Raw genomic sequence first — 14,238 nt, forward strand, 5'->3', positions numbered from 1 at the left:
ATGTCGCCCTGGTCGTCGCGGGTGCGGTCCACCGCCGCGAGGTAGAAGTTGGCGGTATAGGGCGAGGCGGCCTCGCGCATCACCGACCACAGCCGGGGATTGCCCCACCGGGCGTCCATCTCCAGGATCGCCTCGCGATAGGGCGGCTCGATGCCGCCGCGCGCCTGCCGCCCGGCCGAGGTGAACAGCGACCGCGTGCCCGGCATGTCGTAGTTGATGCGGGTGCCGACCACGCCGATGGAGCGGGCCTGGGCGGCGGCGGTCAGGTCGGCGGCCAGTGCCGCCCAGGCCGCATCGTCGGGCTCGGTGCCGCGGGGGTTGTCGTGGAACCAGGCGCTGAGCTGCGGCATGTTGGCCGAGAAGCCCTCGTTCTTGACCGAGCGCTGCAGCATCTGCCCGATCGGCACCACGAAGGTGATCAGCACGAAAAGCAGAAGCGGAAGCACCAGGAAAAACGCACGACGACGCGCACGACGCGAACTCCGCGCAAGCGCAGATCTCAACGGACGACCGTCGGCGGTTCTCAGCGTTCCGCCTTCGTCGAGGCCGCCGGCCTCGGTCACGATCGCGGCATGGGGGTCAAGGGCTTTGGCCATCTCGGTCCTTTGTCGGGCAAGATCCTTGGTCGAAGCCGCGGCCCGAACCGGCGGGCCGCGGCGCGATGCGGCTGTCAGTTGGCCAGCCAGCCGTTGAAGCGCTCGGCCAGTTCGGCGGAATGGTCGGCCCAGAATTCCGGGTCGTCCATGACCGCGGTCTTCATGTATTCGGGATTGGTCGGCATATGCGGCCCCATCTCGGTCTTGCCGTCCTGATAGAGCCCGACCAGCGCCGCCGAGCTTTGCCGCGACGGGCCATAGGCGATGTATTTCGCCTGATTGGCCAGCTGTTCGGTGGCGGTGGCGAATTTCAGGTATTCCAGCGCCGCCTCGGGGTTGGGCGAGCCCTTGGGAATGGCGAACATGTCCATGTCCATGTATTGCCCGTCCCAGATGATCTCGAAGGGCTTGCCCTCGCCGACCATGGCGTCGAAGAAGCGGCCGTTATAGCCGGTCGCCATCACCACCTCGCCATCGGCCAGCAACTGCACCGGCTGGGCGCCGGCCTCCCACCAGACCACGTCGCGCTTGATGGTGTCGAGCTTGGCAAAGGCGCGGTCGACGCCCTCGGGCGTGCCCAGCACCTCATAGATCTGGTCGGGCGCCACGCCATCGGCGATCAGCGCCAGATACAGGGTGCGCTTGGGATTCTTGGGCAGGCCGCGCTTGCCGGGGAACTTGGCGGTGTCGAAGAAGTCCGCGGCGGTCGAGGGTTTCTCGCCCTCGAACTTCGTGGTGTCGAAGGCGATGACCGTGCCCCAGAAGATGTTCGCCACGGCACATTCATGCAACGCGCCGGGGATGAAGTCGTCGGTGGCGGGCGTGCCATCAGGTGCGGCCGGCAGGATGGCGGGGTCGATCTCGACCAGCGCGCCCTCGTCGCAAAGCCGGATCGCGTCCGAGACCTCGATGTCGAAGACGTCGCCGGTGATGTTGCCCGCCTCGACCTGCGCCTTCAGCGGCGTGGCCGGGTTGTCGGCGGCCAGCATGTTCACCTTGATGCCGGTCTGCTCGGCGAAGGGGATGTTATAGGCCTCGACCTGCGATCTTTCATAGGCTCCGCCCCAGGAGACGACGTTGACCTCCTTGTTCTGGGCATGGGCCGCCAGACCGAGGCTGCACAGGGCCGAGGTCAGGATCAATGTGGTTTTCATGTTCTACTCCCGTTGGTATGCGGCTCTTTGGCCGTTTCTTGGCCCGTCAGGGCTCTGCATGGCCCGCGGCGGGTCTGCCCCGCCGCGGGCCGGGCATGTCAGTTCGCCAGCCAGGCGTTGAAGCGTTCCTGCAACTCGGCGTCGTGATCGACCCAGAAGTCCAGGTTCGAGGCCAGCGCGTTCTCCAGGTTCTCGGCAAAGGTCGGCAGGTTCGGACCCATCGGCACGTCGGTGCCCTCGATATTGCCGACCAGGGCGGCGGCAGAGGTGCGCGGCGGGCCATAGCTGATGAACTCGGCGGCGCGGGCCTGCTGCTCGGGCGCGGTCGAGAAGGCGATGAACTCCTTGGCGGCCTCGGGGTTGGGCGCGCCTTTCGGCATGACCCAGCCCTCCATCTCGTAGATCTGGCCGTCCCAGACGATCTTGAAGGGCTTGCCCTCCTGCTGGGCGGCATTGAAGATCCGGCCGTTGAAGGCAAAGGCCATGCTCACCTCGCCATCGGCCAGAAGCTGCGGCGGCTGCGCGCCGGCTTCCCACCAGATCACGTCGTTCTTGATGGTGTCCAGCTTGGCGAATGCCTGGTCCACGCCCTCGGGCGTGCCCAGCACCTCGTAGACCTGGCCGGGCGCCACGCCATCGGCCATCAGCGCGAATTCCAGGTTGAACTTGGCGCCCTTGCGCATGGTGCGCTTGCCGGGGAACTTGGCCGTGTCGAAGAAATCCGCCGCGCCGGCGGGCTTGGCATCGGGGAACTTGCTGTCGTCATAGGCCAGGATCATCGAATAGACATCCGTGCCGACGAAGCATTCGGTGATCGCGCCCTCGATGAAGTCATCGGCGGCGGCGGTGCCGTCGGCGGCGGGGGTCAGGATCGCGGGGTCGATCTCTTCCAGCAGCCCCTCGTCGCAAAGCCGCACGGCATCGGCATATTCGACCGAAGCCACGTCGATCGAGACGTTGCCGGCCTCGACCTGGGCCTTGACCGGGGTGGCGGGGTTGTCGGCGTCCGAGACCTGGACCTTCATGCCGGTCTTGGCCTCGAAGGGCTTGGCATAGGCCTCGACATGGCTCATGCCATAGGCTCCGCCCCAGGACAGCAGGTTGACCTGCTTGTCCTGCGCCTGGGCGGCGGCCGCGACGGTGACCAGCGCAGAGGTCAGTATCAGCGTGCGTTTCATCATAACTCCCTGGTTCCTTGCTCGATGCACACTCAGACCGGATCGAGGGCGCGGGCGTCCTCGGGATGCCAGCCGATCCGTATCGTCTGGCCGGGCGACAGCTTCACCTGGCCAAGCGTATTGCGGTATTTCATGACGAAATCGTCCTGGCCGGCGACATGCAGCCGCGCCCGCAGGATGTCGCCCATATAGATCACGTCGCGCACCTGCGCCTCGATGGTATGGGCGCCGGCCGGCATCAGCTCGGGCTTGAACTCGACCCGCTCGGGCCGGATCGAGACCGTGGTGACCTGCCCGACTTCGCGGATGTTGACGGCGGTGGCGTCGATCAGCTCGCCATTGCCCAGCCGCACCAGCGTCTTGTCGCCCTGAAGCTGCTCGATGGTGCCGCGCAACGCATTGTTCTCTCCGATGAAGCCGGCAACGAAGCTGTTCTCGGGCTGCTCATAGAGCACCGGCGGCGGCGCAAGCTGCTGGATGCGGCCGTCGTTGAACACGGCGATTCGGTCCGACATGGTCAGCGCCTCGCCCTGGTCGTGGGTCACATAGACCACGGTGATGCCCAGCCGGTCGTGCAGCGCCTTGATCTCGAACTGCATATGCTCGCGCAGCTGCTTGTCGAGCGCGCCCAGCGGCTCATCCATCAGCACCAGTTTGGGGTCGAAGACCAGCGCGCGCGCCAGAGCGATACGCTGCTGCTGGCCGCCCGAAAGCTGGGCCGGGCGGCGATTCTTGAACTGGCCCATCTGCACCATGTCGAGCGCGCGGGTGACGCGCGTCTCGCGCTCGTCCTTGCCCATGCCGCGCACTTCCAGCGGAAAGGACAGGTTCTCGCCCACGCTCATATGCGGGAACAGCGCATAGTTCTGGAACACCATGCCGATGCCGCGCCGGTGGGGCGGCACGTCGTTGATGTTGCGGCCGTCCAGCCGGATCTCGCCATGGGTCGCCGTCTCGAACCCCGCCAGCATCATCAGGCAGGTGGTCTTGCCCGAGCCGGACGGGCCAAGCATGGTCAGAAATTCGCCCTTGCCGATGGTCAGGTTCAGGTCTTTGACGACAAGTGTCTGGCCGTCATAGCTTTTCTGGACATGATCGAAGACAACGAAAGCGTCGTTGCCGGGGTCTGCTGTCACGATGCGGGCTCCCTGTTTCTATTGGTTCTTCGTTCCGCCCGCCAACAGTAATCGGCGCTTGTCGAGGAATGCAACTCACTTGTCGCCGCAGCCGGCAGGACGCAGGCGACGAAGGCGGTGTCGCATTGCGTCACTGCCCTTTCGCCCGGCAGATTCCGGTTTCAGGTGAAGGTTCGTGCAGCCCGTCGTTGCCGAGGCCCGGGCTTACGGTTTGCCCATGCGGGCCAGCTCCCGCTGCGGGACGGCGGGCGGATGGTAAAGCCCGGCCGCGCCCTCCTGACCCCGCCTCAGCACCGAAAGCGAGCCGTTCGCCTCGAGGATGGCGAACTTGACCTCGGAAAGATCGGTCACGCCCCTTTCGCGCAGCTTCAGGTAAAGCTCGTTCATGCCGATGCCCTGCCGGCGCAGGCGGTCGCCATGCACCCGGCCTTCGGTGACGACGATGCGCGGCCGGCCCTCGAAAAGCCGGGTCAGCAGGTCCGAGGACAGAATCGCCTCGTCCACCAGCTTGTTGAAGCCCGCGACCAGGAAGATCGCGAACATGGCGGGCAGCAGCGGCACATCCGGGTAGAACAGCGAATCCCCCACCGCCGAGCCGATGGCGATGACCAGCAGGAACTCGACGATGGAAAGCTGCGCCACCGTGCGCCCGCCCAGCCAGCGCATCAGGGCCAGCGTATAGAAATAGATGATGACAGTGCGGAAAAAGACCTCCCAGGCGAAGCCCAGGTCCTGGTCGCCCAGGAAGATGCGGTGAAGTTCCTCAAGCATGGCGGCTGCCCCCTGCCCGCGCCGGCTTTGCGCCAAGGGACAAGCCGCGATCCGGGGCGCGGGTTCCCCGCCGCCCGGCCGAATCCCGGCGACAGGAAGGCCCTAGACAGCCAGGAAACCGCCATCCACCGGCAGCACCGCGCCCGTGACCATGCGGCTGTCCTCCGAGAGCAGCAGCGCGATGCCCTGCGCGACCTCCTCGGCCTCGGCAAAGCGGTCCAGCGGATGGCGCACCATCATCGGCTGGCTTTTCGCCGGGTCGCTCCAGGCTTCGGCAGCCAGTTCGGTCAGGGTGATGGTGGGCGCCACGGCATTCACGCGGATGCCGTGCGGGCCAAGCTCCTTGGCCAGCACGCGGGTCGCGCCCTCCAGCCCTGCCTTGGAGGCGGCATAGCACAGGTGATCCTGAAAGCCGCGGTGACCGGCGATCGAGGTGATGTTGACGATGGCGCCGCCGCCCCCCGCCGCCACGCGGCCGCGGGCGAATTCCTGGCAGCAGATCAGCGCCGCGCGCAGGTTGATGCCCAAGACCGCCTCATAGCCGGCCTCGGTCATGTCCAGCACGCTTTCCAGCACGTTTATGCCGGCACTGTTGACGAGATAGTCGGCGGTCCCGGCCTCGGCCATGGCGGCGCGGGCAGCAACCGGATCGGCCAGATCGACGCGGATGCCGCGCGCGCCGATCTCGGCCGCGAGGCTGTCGAGGTCGGACTGGGTGCGGCTCAGCGCCACGACCTCGGCGCCGCGGGTGGCCATGAGCCGGGCGCAGGCCCGGCCGATGCCCTTGCCCGCGCCGGTGATGATGACGGTCTTGCCCGAGAATTGCATGGTCCCTCGCATGTTCAGGTGGACGGCAAAGCCGCCATGGTGGCGCGGATCTGCCGCGCCGTGGATTGCAGCGCCAGGAAGGCGGCGTGGCGCGCGTCCTGCCGCGCGCGGGCGGCGGGATCGGGGGCGCAGCGCATCGCGATGCGCGACATGGCGGGCATCGCGGTATGCAGGTCGGGATAGACCCCCGCCGCCACCGCGCCCAGCATGGCCGAGCCAAGCAGCACCGGCTCGGGGCATTCCGTCACCTCGACCGGCAGCCCGGTCGCATCCGCCAGGAGCTGCCGGGTCAGCGGATGCGCGCCGGCGCCGCCGCTGGTGCTGATCGTCTGGACCGGGGCGCCATGGGCGGCTTGGGTCTCGATGATCTGGCGCAGCCCGTAGCCAAGGCCGCAGATCCCCGCGACATAAAGCGCGATCAACGAATCCGGTCCGCTCTCCATCCCCTGCCCCATGACGACGGCGCGGGCATGGGGATCGGCGAAGGGGGCGCGGTTGCCCAGGAACTCGGGCACCACATGCAGCTCGTCGGCCAGCCGCACCGCAGCGCTGGCCTCGCCTGCCAGGTCCAGCGCCCGGTCGGCCAGCCATTGCGGCAGCGATTTGCCCGCCGCCTCGGCCAGAGCGGTGGCCTCGGCCGTGGCGGGATGCAGTTGCACCAGCTGGTCGATGGCGGCACCGGCGGCGGACTGGCCACCCTCGTTCAGCCACATGCCGGGCACCATGGCCGAGTAATAAGGCCCCCAGACGCCGGGCACGAAGGCCGGCTCGCGCGTCGTGGTCATGGTGCAGGACGAGGTGCCGAAGACATAGCCCAGGCATTTCGTCGCATCGCCCCCGGCCGCGACCGTGCCGACGCCGCCGGCATGGGCGTCGATCAGCCCCGCCGCGACCGCGGTGCCGGGGCGCAGCCCCATCGCCTCGGCGGCGGCCGCGGTCAGCCCCGCCCCCAGCGCAGTGCCGGGATCGACGACACGCGAACCGATGCGGGCGAAACCGTTATCGGCCAGGTCGCCCAGTCCGATCTGGCGGAAATAATCCGCATCCCAGCGCCCCTCATGCGCCAGATAGGTCCATTTGCAGGTCACGGTGCAGGCGGAACGCTCCAGCGCGCCGGTCGCCTTCCAGGTCAGGAAATCGGTCAGGTCGAAGAAATGCGCGGCCGCCGCATAGGTCTCGGGCCGGTTCTCGCGCAACCATAGCAGCTTCGGCGTCTCCATCTCGGGCGAGATGCGGCCGCCGACATATTTCAGCACGTCGTGGCCTTGCGCGTTGATGCGCTCGGCCTGTTCCACGGCGCGGTGGTCCATCCAGACGATGATGTCGCGCTCGGGATGGGCGGGATCGCCGACCGGCAGCGTGGCATCCCCCGCCCCGCGCACGACCAGCGAGCAAGTGGCGTCGAAGCCGATGCCCGCGACCTGCGCCGGATCGATCCCGGCGCGGGCCACGCTTTCCCGGACGGAATCGCACACGGCCCGCCAGACCTGCTCGCTGGACTGTTCGGCGACGATGCCGCGTTCGCGGTGCATCTCGATGGGGCACTTGGCGGTGGCAAGCAGCCTGCCTGCGCGGTCGACGACCCCGGCCCGGGCCGAGCCGGTTCCCACGTCGATGCCGATCAGATACTGGTCCATGGCGCTACTCCGTTCCGGGTGCCGGGCGTCAGACGCGGTCGAAATTGGTCGGCAACACCAGCATGTCGCGGATGGTGACGGTGCGCTTGCGGGTCAGCATGTATTCGACCGCATCGGCAACCTCTTCCGCATCGATCAGGCTGCCGGATTCCCTGGCCTTGCGCAAATTCTCCTCGGGCCAGTCGGCCAGCAGCGCCGAGACCACCGGGCCGGGCGAGACCTGCATGACGCGCACGCCATGCGGGATCATCTGCCGGCGCATGCCCTGGACAAAGCTGGTGATCGCCCATTTCGAGCCGGAATAGACCGGCTCCCACCAGGTCGGGAAATGGCCGGCGATCGAGCAGGTGACGACGATGTCGCCGGTTTTCCGCCGGGTCATGTGCGGCACCACGGCGCGGACGTTCTTCATCACCGCGTTGACGTTGAGGTTCAGCATCCGGTCGATGGCCTCGGGCGTCGTCTCGGTCAACTCGCCGCCGATATAGGTGCCGGCATTGCAATAGAGGATGTCGATGTGATCGACCTTGGCCAGGATCTCGGGGATCATCGCATTGCAGCTGTCGACGTCGAGCAGGTTCGTCACCTGCGGGATCGCCCTGTCGCCCAGCTTGCCGGCCAGTTCGGCCAGCGCCGCCTCGTTCCAGTCCACCATGACCACGGTGGCACCGCGATCCAGCAGCCGCCGGGTGGCGGCAAGGCCGATCCCCGAGGCCGCGCCGGTGATGACGGCGATCTTGCCGTCCAGCGATTCAGACATTCCATTCTCCTGTCTTTCTAATGGGTTGGGCGGGGCTCAGCGCCATTCGCGCCCGATGTAGATGGCCAGCAGGATGATCGCGCCCTTGATGACGTCCTGCAGATAGGGGTTGATGCCCATCAGGTTCAGGCCGTTGTTCAGGATGCCCAGCAGGACCGCGCCGATCAGCGTGCCCAGGATCAGTCCGCGCCCGCCCGAGATGGCGGTGCCGCCCAGCACCACGGCGGCGATGGCGTCAAGCTCGAAGCCCTGGCCGGCATTGGGCTGGCCGCTCATCAGCCGCCCGGTCAGGATCACCGCGGCCAAGGCCGAGGTCAGGCCCGAGATGCCATAGACTGCCAGCTTGACCCGCTGGGTCTTGACGCCGGAAAGCCGCGCCGCGGTCTCGTTGCCGCCAAGCGCATAGACATGGCGGCCAAAGGCAGTGCGCTGCAAGAGCACCCAGGCCAGGGCGTAGATCAGCACCATGATGATGACCGGGACCGGCACCACGCCGACGCGGCCCACCCCGAACCACGAGATCCAGCCGGGGATGCCGCTGATCGGATAGCCGCCCGAATAGATCAGGCCCAGCCCGCGCGCCATGCCCATGGTGGCCAGCGTCACGATGATCGCCGGCATCCGGCCCCAGGCGACCAGCACGCCGTTCGCCAGCCCGATGCCCAGGCCGATCAGCAGCCCGGTGAGCAGCGCCACCGGCGCCGGCAGGCCCATGTTGACCATCAGCCCGGCGCTGAGCGTGCCGACCAGCGCCATCACCGCGCCGACCGACAGGTCGATGCCGCCGGTCAGGATGACGAAGGTCATGCCCACCGCGAGGATGCCGACGACCGACACCTGCCGCAGCACGTTCATGATATTGTTCAGGCTGAAGAAATTGTCGCTGGCGAGCCCCATCAGGATCGATACGACGATCAGCCCGATCAGCGGCAGCGCCAGGGGCGAATGCAGCAGGCGGCCAAGCGAGAAGCCGCCGGTTTTCCCGGCCGAGCCGGTGTTTGCGTCATGCGACATGTTCAACTCTCCCGGTCGTGGCATGGGTCATGATGGTTTCGGAATTGATCTCGGCCCCCTCGACCATGGCCACGATCCCGCCCGAGCGGAACACGCAGACCCGGTCGGACATGCCGATCACCTCGGGCAGTTCGGACGAGATCATGATGATCGCCCCGCCCTTGGCGGTGAAGGCGCGCATCAGCGCATAGATTTCCGCCTTGGCGCCGACATCGATGCCGCGCGTCGGCTCGTCGAAGATCAGCACCTGCATGTCGTGGTTCAGCCAGCGGGCGATGACGACCTTTTGCTGGTTGCCGCCCGACAGCGTATCGACGCGGGCATGCGGCCCCTGCGCCTTGACCCGGACCTGCGCCATGGCGGTCTCGGTCGCGGCCAGTTCCTTTTTCAGGTCGATGAACCAGTGGTTCTTGCGATACTTGCCGTAATTGTTCAGCGAGACGTTCTGCAGGATCGAAAAGCTGGTGATCAGCCCCTGCTCCTTGCGGCTTTCGGGCAGCAGACCGATGCCATGCGCCAGCCCCTCGTCCGGGCCGCGAAAGCGTTTCTCGACCCCGTCCACCTTCACCTTGCAGCGTTGGGCCGGATACGCCCCCAGCATCGCCAGCACGGTTTCGGTGCGGCCCGAACCGACCAGCCCGGCAAAGCCCAGGATCTCGCCCTTGCGCAGCGCAAAGCGCGAGACGGGGCCGCCCTTCTTCAGCTGCACCTCCTCGACCTCGACGGCCAGCGGGGCGGCGGGGGCGGCGGCGGGCTTGGGCGGGAAGTTGTTCTCGATCCGGCGGCCGACCATCATCTCGACCAGCCGGTCGTTGTCGACCTCGGAAACCGCGCAGGAACCGACGAACTCACCGTCGCGCAGCACGGTGATGCGGTCGCAGATCTCGAATATCTCTTCCAGGTGATGCGAGATGAAGATGATCGCCACACCCTGCCGGCGCAGCTCGCGCATGACCTTGAACAGGTGCTCGACCTCCGAGGGGGTCAGGGTCGCGGTCGGCTCGTCCAGGACCAGGATGCGGGCGTCGAGCGACAACGCCTTGGCGATCTCGACGAATTGCTGCTCGGCGACGGACAGGCGATGCACCGGCACGTCCAGGGCCACATCGACGGCCAGCTGGCGCATGATCTCGGCAGCGCGCTTGCGCATCGCCTTGCGGTCAAGCATGCCCAGCGGCCCGCGCATCTCGCGCGCCAGGAACATGTTCTCGACCGCGTCGAGATAGGGGATCAGGCTGAATTCCTGGAACACGATGCCGATGCCGGCGGCGATGGCCTGGTCGTAATCGGCGAAATGGCGCTCGGTTCCCTCGATGTGGATCGTGCCCTCGCTGGGCTGGATGATGCCGCACAGGATCTTCATCAGCGTGGACTTGCCGGCGCCGTTCTCGCCCAGAAGCGCATGGACCTCGCCCGCGCGGACCTCCAGATCGACGCCGTGCAGCACCTCGATCTTGCCGAAGCTTTTTCGGATTCCGTTCAGTTCCAGCATCATGCCCTCCTGAATGGCTGGGAAATGTCCCGCCCCCGCGACATGCAGGGGCGGGAGCGGGGAGGAACCCTTACCAGCTGAACTCGGCAGCGTTCTCGGCGTCGACGACCATGACGTCGATCGGCACTTCCTTCGGCACCACGCGGGCGCCCCATTTCTGCGCCAGCGCCATGGCCAGGCCGACGCGGACCTGGTCGCGCGGGAATTGCGCGGTGGTCTCGATGAAGGGGCCGCCCGCGGCGATAGCCTGGACCGCCTCGGGTGCGCCGTCGACCGAGGTCAGCTTGATGTCCTTGCCCGAGCCCTGGATCGCCGCCAGCGCACCCATGGCGCCGCCGTCGTTGACCGAGAAGATGCCGGCCAGATTCGGATGCGACTGGATCATGTTCTCGACCACGCCCAACGCGACCGAACGGTCCTGGCGGCCGTTCTGGGTGGTGGCCAGGGTGATTTCCGGGAACTCTTCCAGCGCGGCCTTGCAGCCCTCGACGCGCTGAAGGATCGGCACGACCGGGATGCCGTCCAGGATCGCGACCTCGCCCTTGCCCTCCAGCGCCTCGCCCAGATACTTGCAGGACATGTAGCCCGCATCGCGGTTCTTCGAGCCGACGAAGGTATCGACCGGGCCGTTCGCGTTCGCATCGACCGCGACCACGGTGACGCCGGCGGCCTTGGCGGCGTGGACGGCGGCCTCGATCCCGGCGCTGTCGGTCGGGTTCAGCAGCAGGATGTCGATGTTCTGCTGCAGCATGTCCTCGACATCCGAGATCTGCTTGGCCACGTCATGGCCGGCATCGGTCACGACGACATCCGCGCCCAGGCTGGCGGCGGCTTCGTTCAGCGCCTCTTGCATGGACACGAAATAGGGGTTGTTGAGCTCCTGGAAGGTCATGCCGATCTTGAGCTTGTCCTGCGCGAGCGCCGGGGCCGCCAGCAGCGCCAGCGCCGCCGAGGCGGTAAGAAGTTTCGATTTCATCGGGGTTCCCTCCCATCTGGATGAAAGCAGGCAAAGCCTGCGCGTCTCCGGGCGGCGCCGCGCCACCCGAATTGGTGAATTCCGCAATGTCGGTTCTTGTCAGTCCGCCATGACCAGCGCCTTCTGGGCCGCGAATGTCGCGCGGAACTGCGAGGGCGACATTCCCTTGAGCTTCAGGAAATGCCGGTTGAAGTTCGACAGGTTCGAAAACCCGACCTCATAGCAGATCTCGGCCACCTTGATGTCGGGATCGGTCAAGAGCATCTGGCAGGCCAGGTCGACGCGCAACTGGTTGCGATAGCGCACCAGCGTGGTGCCGGTATGGCGCTTGAAGGCGCGGGAAAAGGCGCTTTGGCTTTGCCCGACCATCTCGGCCAGCTCGCCCTCTTCGATCTGCTCGGTCAGATGCTCGCGCAGATAGCCCAGCGCGCGGTTGATGCCGCCGTCATGGATGCGCGTCAGGTCCAGCTCGAAGCTGAGGCTGGCCAGCACCTCGTATTCCGGCGCATTGGCCAGCAGGTCCAGGATTTCCCAGAACAGCGCCAGCCGCCGCAGGCCCTGCGCCTCGACCAGCCGCTCCATCAGCGGACGGACGCGGGCGCTGGTCGCGTCGTCGAACAGCAAGCCGCGGCGCGAGCGCTCCAGCAGCGGACCCAGCGCCTGCATCTCGGGCATGGCGGTGCTGGCCTCGTCGATGAAGGCTTCGGGAAACTGGATGACCAGCGAGCGCAGCGGCACCGCCTCGCCGGGCGGGATGTCGCTGATCCAGTTCTGCGGCAGGTTGGGGCCGGTCATGATCAGCTGGCCGGGCCGGAAGCTGCCGACATGGTCGCCGATGTAGAATGTGCCCGAGGTCGCAACGACCAGGTGGATCTCGTATTCGGGATGGTAATGCCAGCGCACCGTGCGGAACGGATAGCCGTGCATCCACGCGGCGAAGGATTCGCCCTTGCGGATGTGGACCAGTTCCAGATCGGGTTGCATTGGCCTTCCTCCCTGCGTGCCGCGAGCCCTGCCGGGCCTGCCGCGAACGTCCAGGAACCATAAGCTTCAAGCCGTGCCGCGATCCACATCAGGGCCAAAAAAATACCGATACTTTTTTGACCGAAATCGCGCAGGAATTGAAGAGCCCTGCCGGAAACGGCGCGGCAGGAATTTGCTGCATGGCAGAAAGCCCATGCCGCATTGCAGCGACACGGGCCTGCTTTTTCTTGAAAACCTGATGTTGGCGCTATCAGGCGTCCGCTGCCGCCAGATCCCGCAGGCGCGGATAGGCGGCATGATAAGCCTCATACTTTTTCGCATAGGCTGCGGCCAGTTCAGGATCGGGCACAACTTCTGCACGAACGGCCGGCTTCGCGAAGACCCGCTCGGAGATGTCGCCGGTGGCGCAGGCGGCCGCCAGCCGGGCCGCCCCGAAGGCCGCGCCGAAATCGCCGTCCTCGGGTTCGAGCAGCGTGAGCCCGGTGGCCGAGGCCATGATTCGCAGCCATGCCCGCGACCGCGCGCCGCCGCCGACCGCATAGGCGGCCTCGATCGGCGTGCCGGCCTTGCGCAGCGCGTGGACGCAATCGGCGAATGCCATGGCCACGCCCTCCATCGCCGCCTGCGCCAGATCGGCCAACCCGGTGGCGCGGCGCAGGCCCAGGAAGGCGCCGGTGGCGTCGGGATCGTTCAGCGGCGTGCGCTCGCCCGAGAGATAGGGCAGGAACAGCACCGGAGAGGGCGCCGTCACATCGCCGACCAGCCCGGCAAGGTCGGGCACGGTTTTCCCGCTGATCTCGGACAGCCAGGTCAGGCTGTCGGTCGCCGACAGGATCACGCCCATCTGGTGCCAGGTGTCCGGCACGGCATGGCAGAAGGTATGCACCGCATCGCCGGTATTCGGCGCGTAAGCCTCGGTTGCGGCGAACAGCACGCCCGAGGTGCCCAGCGACAGGAAGCCGGTGCCCGGGGCCATCACCCCCATGCCGCAGGCCGTGGCGGCATTGTCGCCGCCGCCGCCCGCCACCGGCACGCGCGGGATGCCCCAGCGTTCGGCCAGGTCGGCGCGCAGATGGCCCGAAACGTCGCTGCCCTCGACCAGCGCCGGCATATGGGCGCGCGTCAGCCCGGTCGCCTGCAACAGCGCATCCGACCAATCGCGCCGGCGCACGTCCAGCCACAGCGTCCCGGCCGCGTCCGACATCTCGGCGACATGCTCGCCGGTCAGCCACAGCCGCAGGTAATCCTTGGGCAGCAGCACCTTGGCTGTCCGCTCAAAGATACCGGGTTCGTTCTGCGCCGCCCACAGCAGTTTCGGCGCGGTGAAGCCCGCCATCACCAGATTGCCGGCGATGCCATGGAAATCGGCGCGCGCGGTCAGTTCGGCGCATTGCGGGCCCGAGCGGCCGTCGTTCCACAGGATGCAGGGCCGCAGCACCTGGTCCGAGCCGTCCAGCAGCACCGCCCCATGCATGTGGCCGGACAGGCCGATGGCCTGCAACCGCGCCATTTCCTGCGGATGATCGCGCAGCAACGTGGCAATGGCAGCCTCTGTGCCGGCGATCCAGTCGGCGGGCGCCTGTTCGGACCAGCCGGGATGCGGGCGGCTGACGGTCAGCGCCGCATGGGCCACGCCGACGGTCGCGAAGGTTTCGTCCACCAGCATCGCCTTGATGCCCGAGGTGCCCAGGTCGATCCCCAGATACATGGCC

General features: G+C 67.1%; 12 protein-coding genes and 1 pseudogene. All 13 read right to left on the reverse strand.

Annotation, left to right across the window (positions count from 1 at the left end; all coding sequences use genetic code 11):
- Positions 1–596 (reverse strand): annotated as a pseudogene (locus tag QPR87_RS15140) (ABC transporter permease); the annotation flags it as partial.
- A 74-nt stretch (positions 597–670) separates the two neighbouring features.
- On the reverse strand, positions 671–1,750 hold the full coding sequence (locus QPR87_RS15145) for an ABC transporter substrate-binding protein (RefSeq protein WP_011748438.1): 1,080 nt from the start codon (positions 1,748–1,750) through the stop codon (positions 671–673).
- Positions 1,751–1,848: 98 nt separating this feature from the next.
- On the reverse strand, positions 1,849–2,928 hold the full coding sequence (locus QPR87_RS15150; protein WP_041530241.1) for an ABC transporter substrate-binding protein: 1,080 nt from the start codon (positions 2,926–2,928) through the stop codon (positions 1,849–1,851).
- 32 nt (positions 2,929–2,960) lie between these two features.
- Positions 2,961–4,064, reverse strand: coding sequence for an ABC transporter ATP-binding protein (locus QPR87_RS15155; RefSeq protein WP_011748440.1), 1,104 nt, complete (start codon positions 4,062–4,064; stop codon positions 2,961–2,963).
- A gap of 204 nt (positions 4,065–4,268) precedes the next feature.
- Positions 4,269–4,835, reverse strand: coding sequence for a DUF421 domain-containing protein (locus QPR87_RS15160; RefSeq protein ID WP_011748441.1), 567 nt, complete (start codon positions 4,833–4,835; stop codon positions 4,269–4,271).
- Positions 4,836–4,937: 102 nt separating this feature from the next.
- Complete coding sequence (locus QPR87_RS15165) at positions 4,938–5,663, reverse strand: SDR family oxidoreductase (protein ID WP_285050114.1); 726 nt, start codon at positions 5,661–5,663, stop codon at positions 4,938–4,940.
- 14 nt (positions 5,664–5,677) lie between these two features.
- Positions 5,678–7,300 carry an FGGY-family carbohydrate kinase gene (locus QPR87_RS15170; protein ID WP_285050116.1) on the reverse strand — a complete coding sequence of 541 codons (1,623 nt, stop codon included), beginning with the start codon at positions 7,298–7,300 and terminating at the stop codon, positions 5,678–5,680.
- Between the two features lie 28 nt (positions 7,301–7,328).
- Positions 7,329–8,060 (reverse strand): SDR family oxidoreductase, encoded by a 732-nt coding sequence (locus QPR87_RS15175; RefSeq protein ID WP_230999295.1) that lies wholly within the window; start codon positions 8,058–8,060, stop codon positions 7,329–7,331.
- Positions 8,061–8,096: 36 nt separating this feature from the next.
- Positions 8,097–9,074 carry an ABC transporter permease gene (locus QPR87_RS15180; RefSeq protein WP_011748445.1) on the reverse strand — a complete coding sequence of 326 codons (978 nt, stop codon included), beginning with the start codon at positions 9,072–9,074 and terminating at the stop codon, positions 8,097–8,099.
- A complete protein-coding gene (locus QPR87_RS15185) occupies positions 9,064–10,566 on the reverse strand; it encodes a sugar ABC transporter ATP-binding protein (protein WP_285050118.1) in 1,503 nt (500 codons plus the stop codon). The genes QPR87_RS15180 and QPR87_RS15185 overlap by 11 nt, the downstream gene beginning before the upstream one ends.
- Before the next feature lie 70 nt (positions 10,567–10,636).
- The gene (locus tag QPR87_RS15190) at positions 10,637–11,542 is read right to left on the reverse strand and encodes an ABC transporter substrate-binding protein (RefSeq protein ID WP_230999296.1); all 906 of its coding nucleotides are present in this window, start codon (positions 11,540–11,542) and stop codon (positions 10,637–10,639) included.
- A 99-nt stretch (positions 11,543–11,641) separates the two neighbouring features.
- The gene (locus tag QPR87_RS15195; RefSeq protein WP_011748448.1) at positions 11,642–12,526 is read right to left on the reverse strand and encodes an AraC family transcriptional regulator; all 885 of its coding nucleotides are present in this window, start codon (positions 12,524–12,526) and stop codon (positions 11,642–11,644) included.
- Between the two features lie 250 nt (positions 12,527–12,776).
- Positions 12,777–14,234 carry a xylulokinase gene (xylB, locus tag QPR87_RS15200; protein WP_230999297.1) on the reverse strand — a complete coding sequence of 486 codons (1,458 nt, stop codon included), beginning with the start codon at positions 14,232–14,234 and terminating at the stop codon, positions 12,777–12,779.
- Between the last annotated feature and the right edge of the window lie 4 nt (positions 14,235–14,238).

This window comes from Paracoccus sp. SSJ (assembly GCF_030234105.1).
Taxonomy (GTDB): domain Bacteria; phylum Pseudomonadota; class Alphaproteobacteria; order Rhodobacterales; family Rhodobacteraceae; genus Paracoccus; species Paracoccus denitrificans.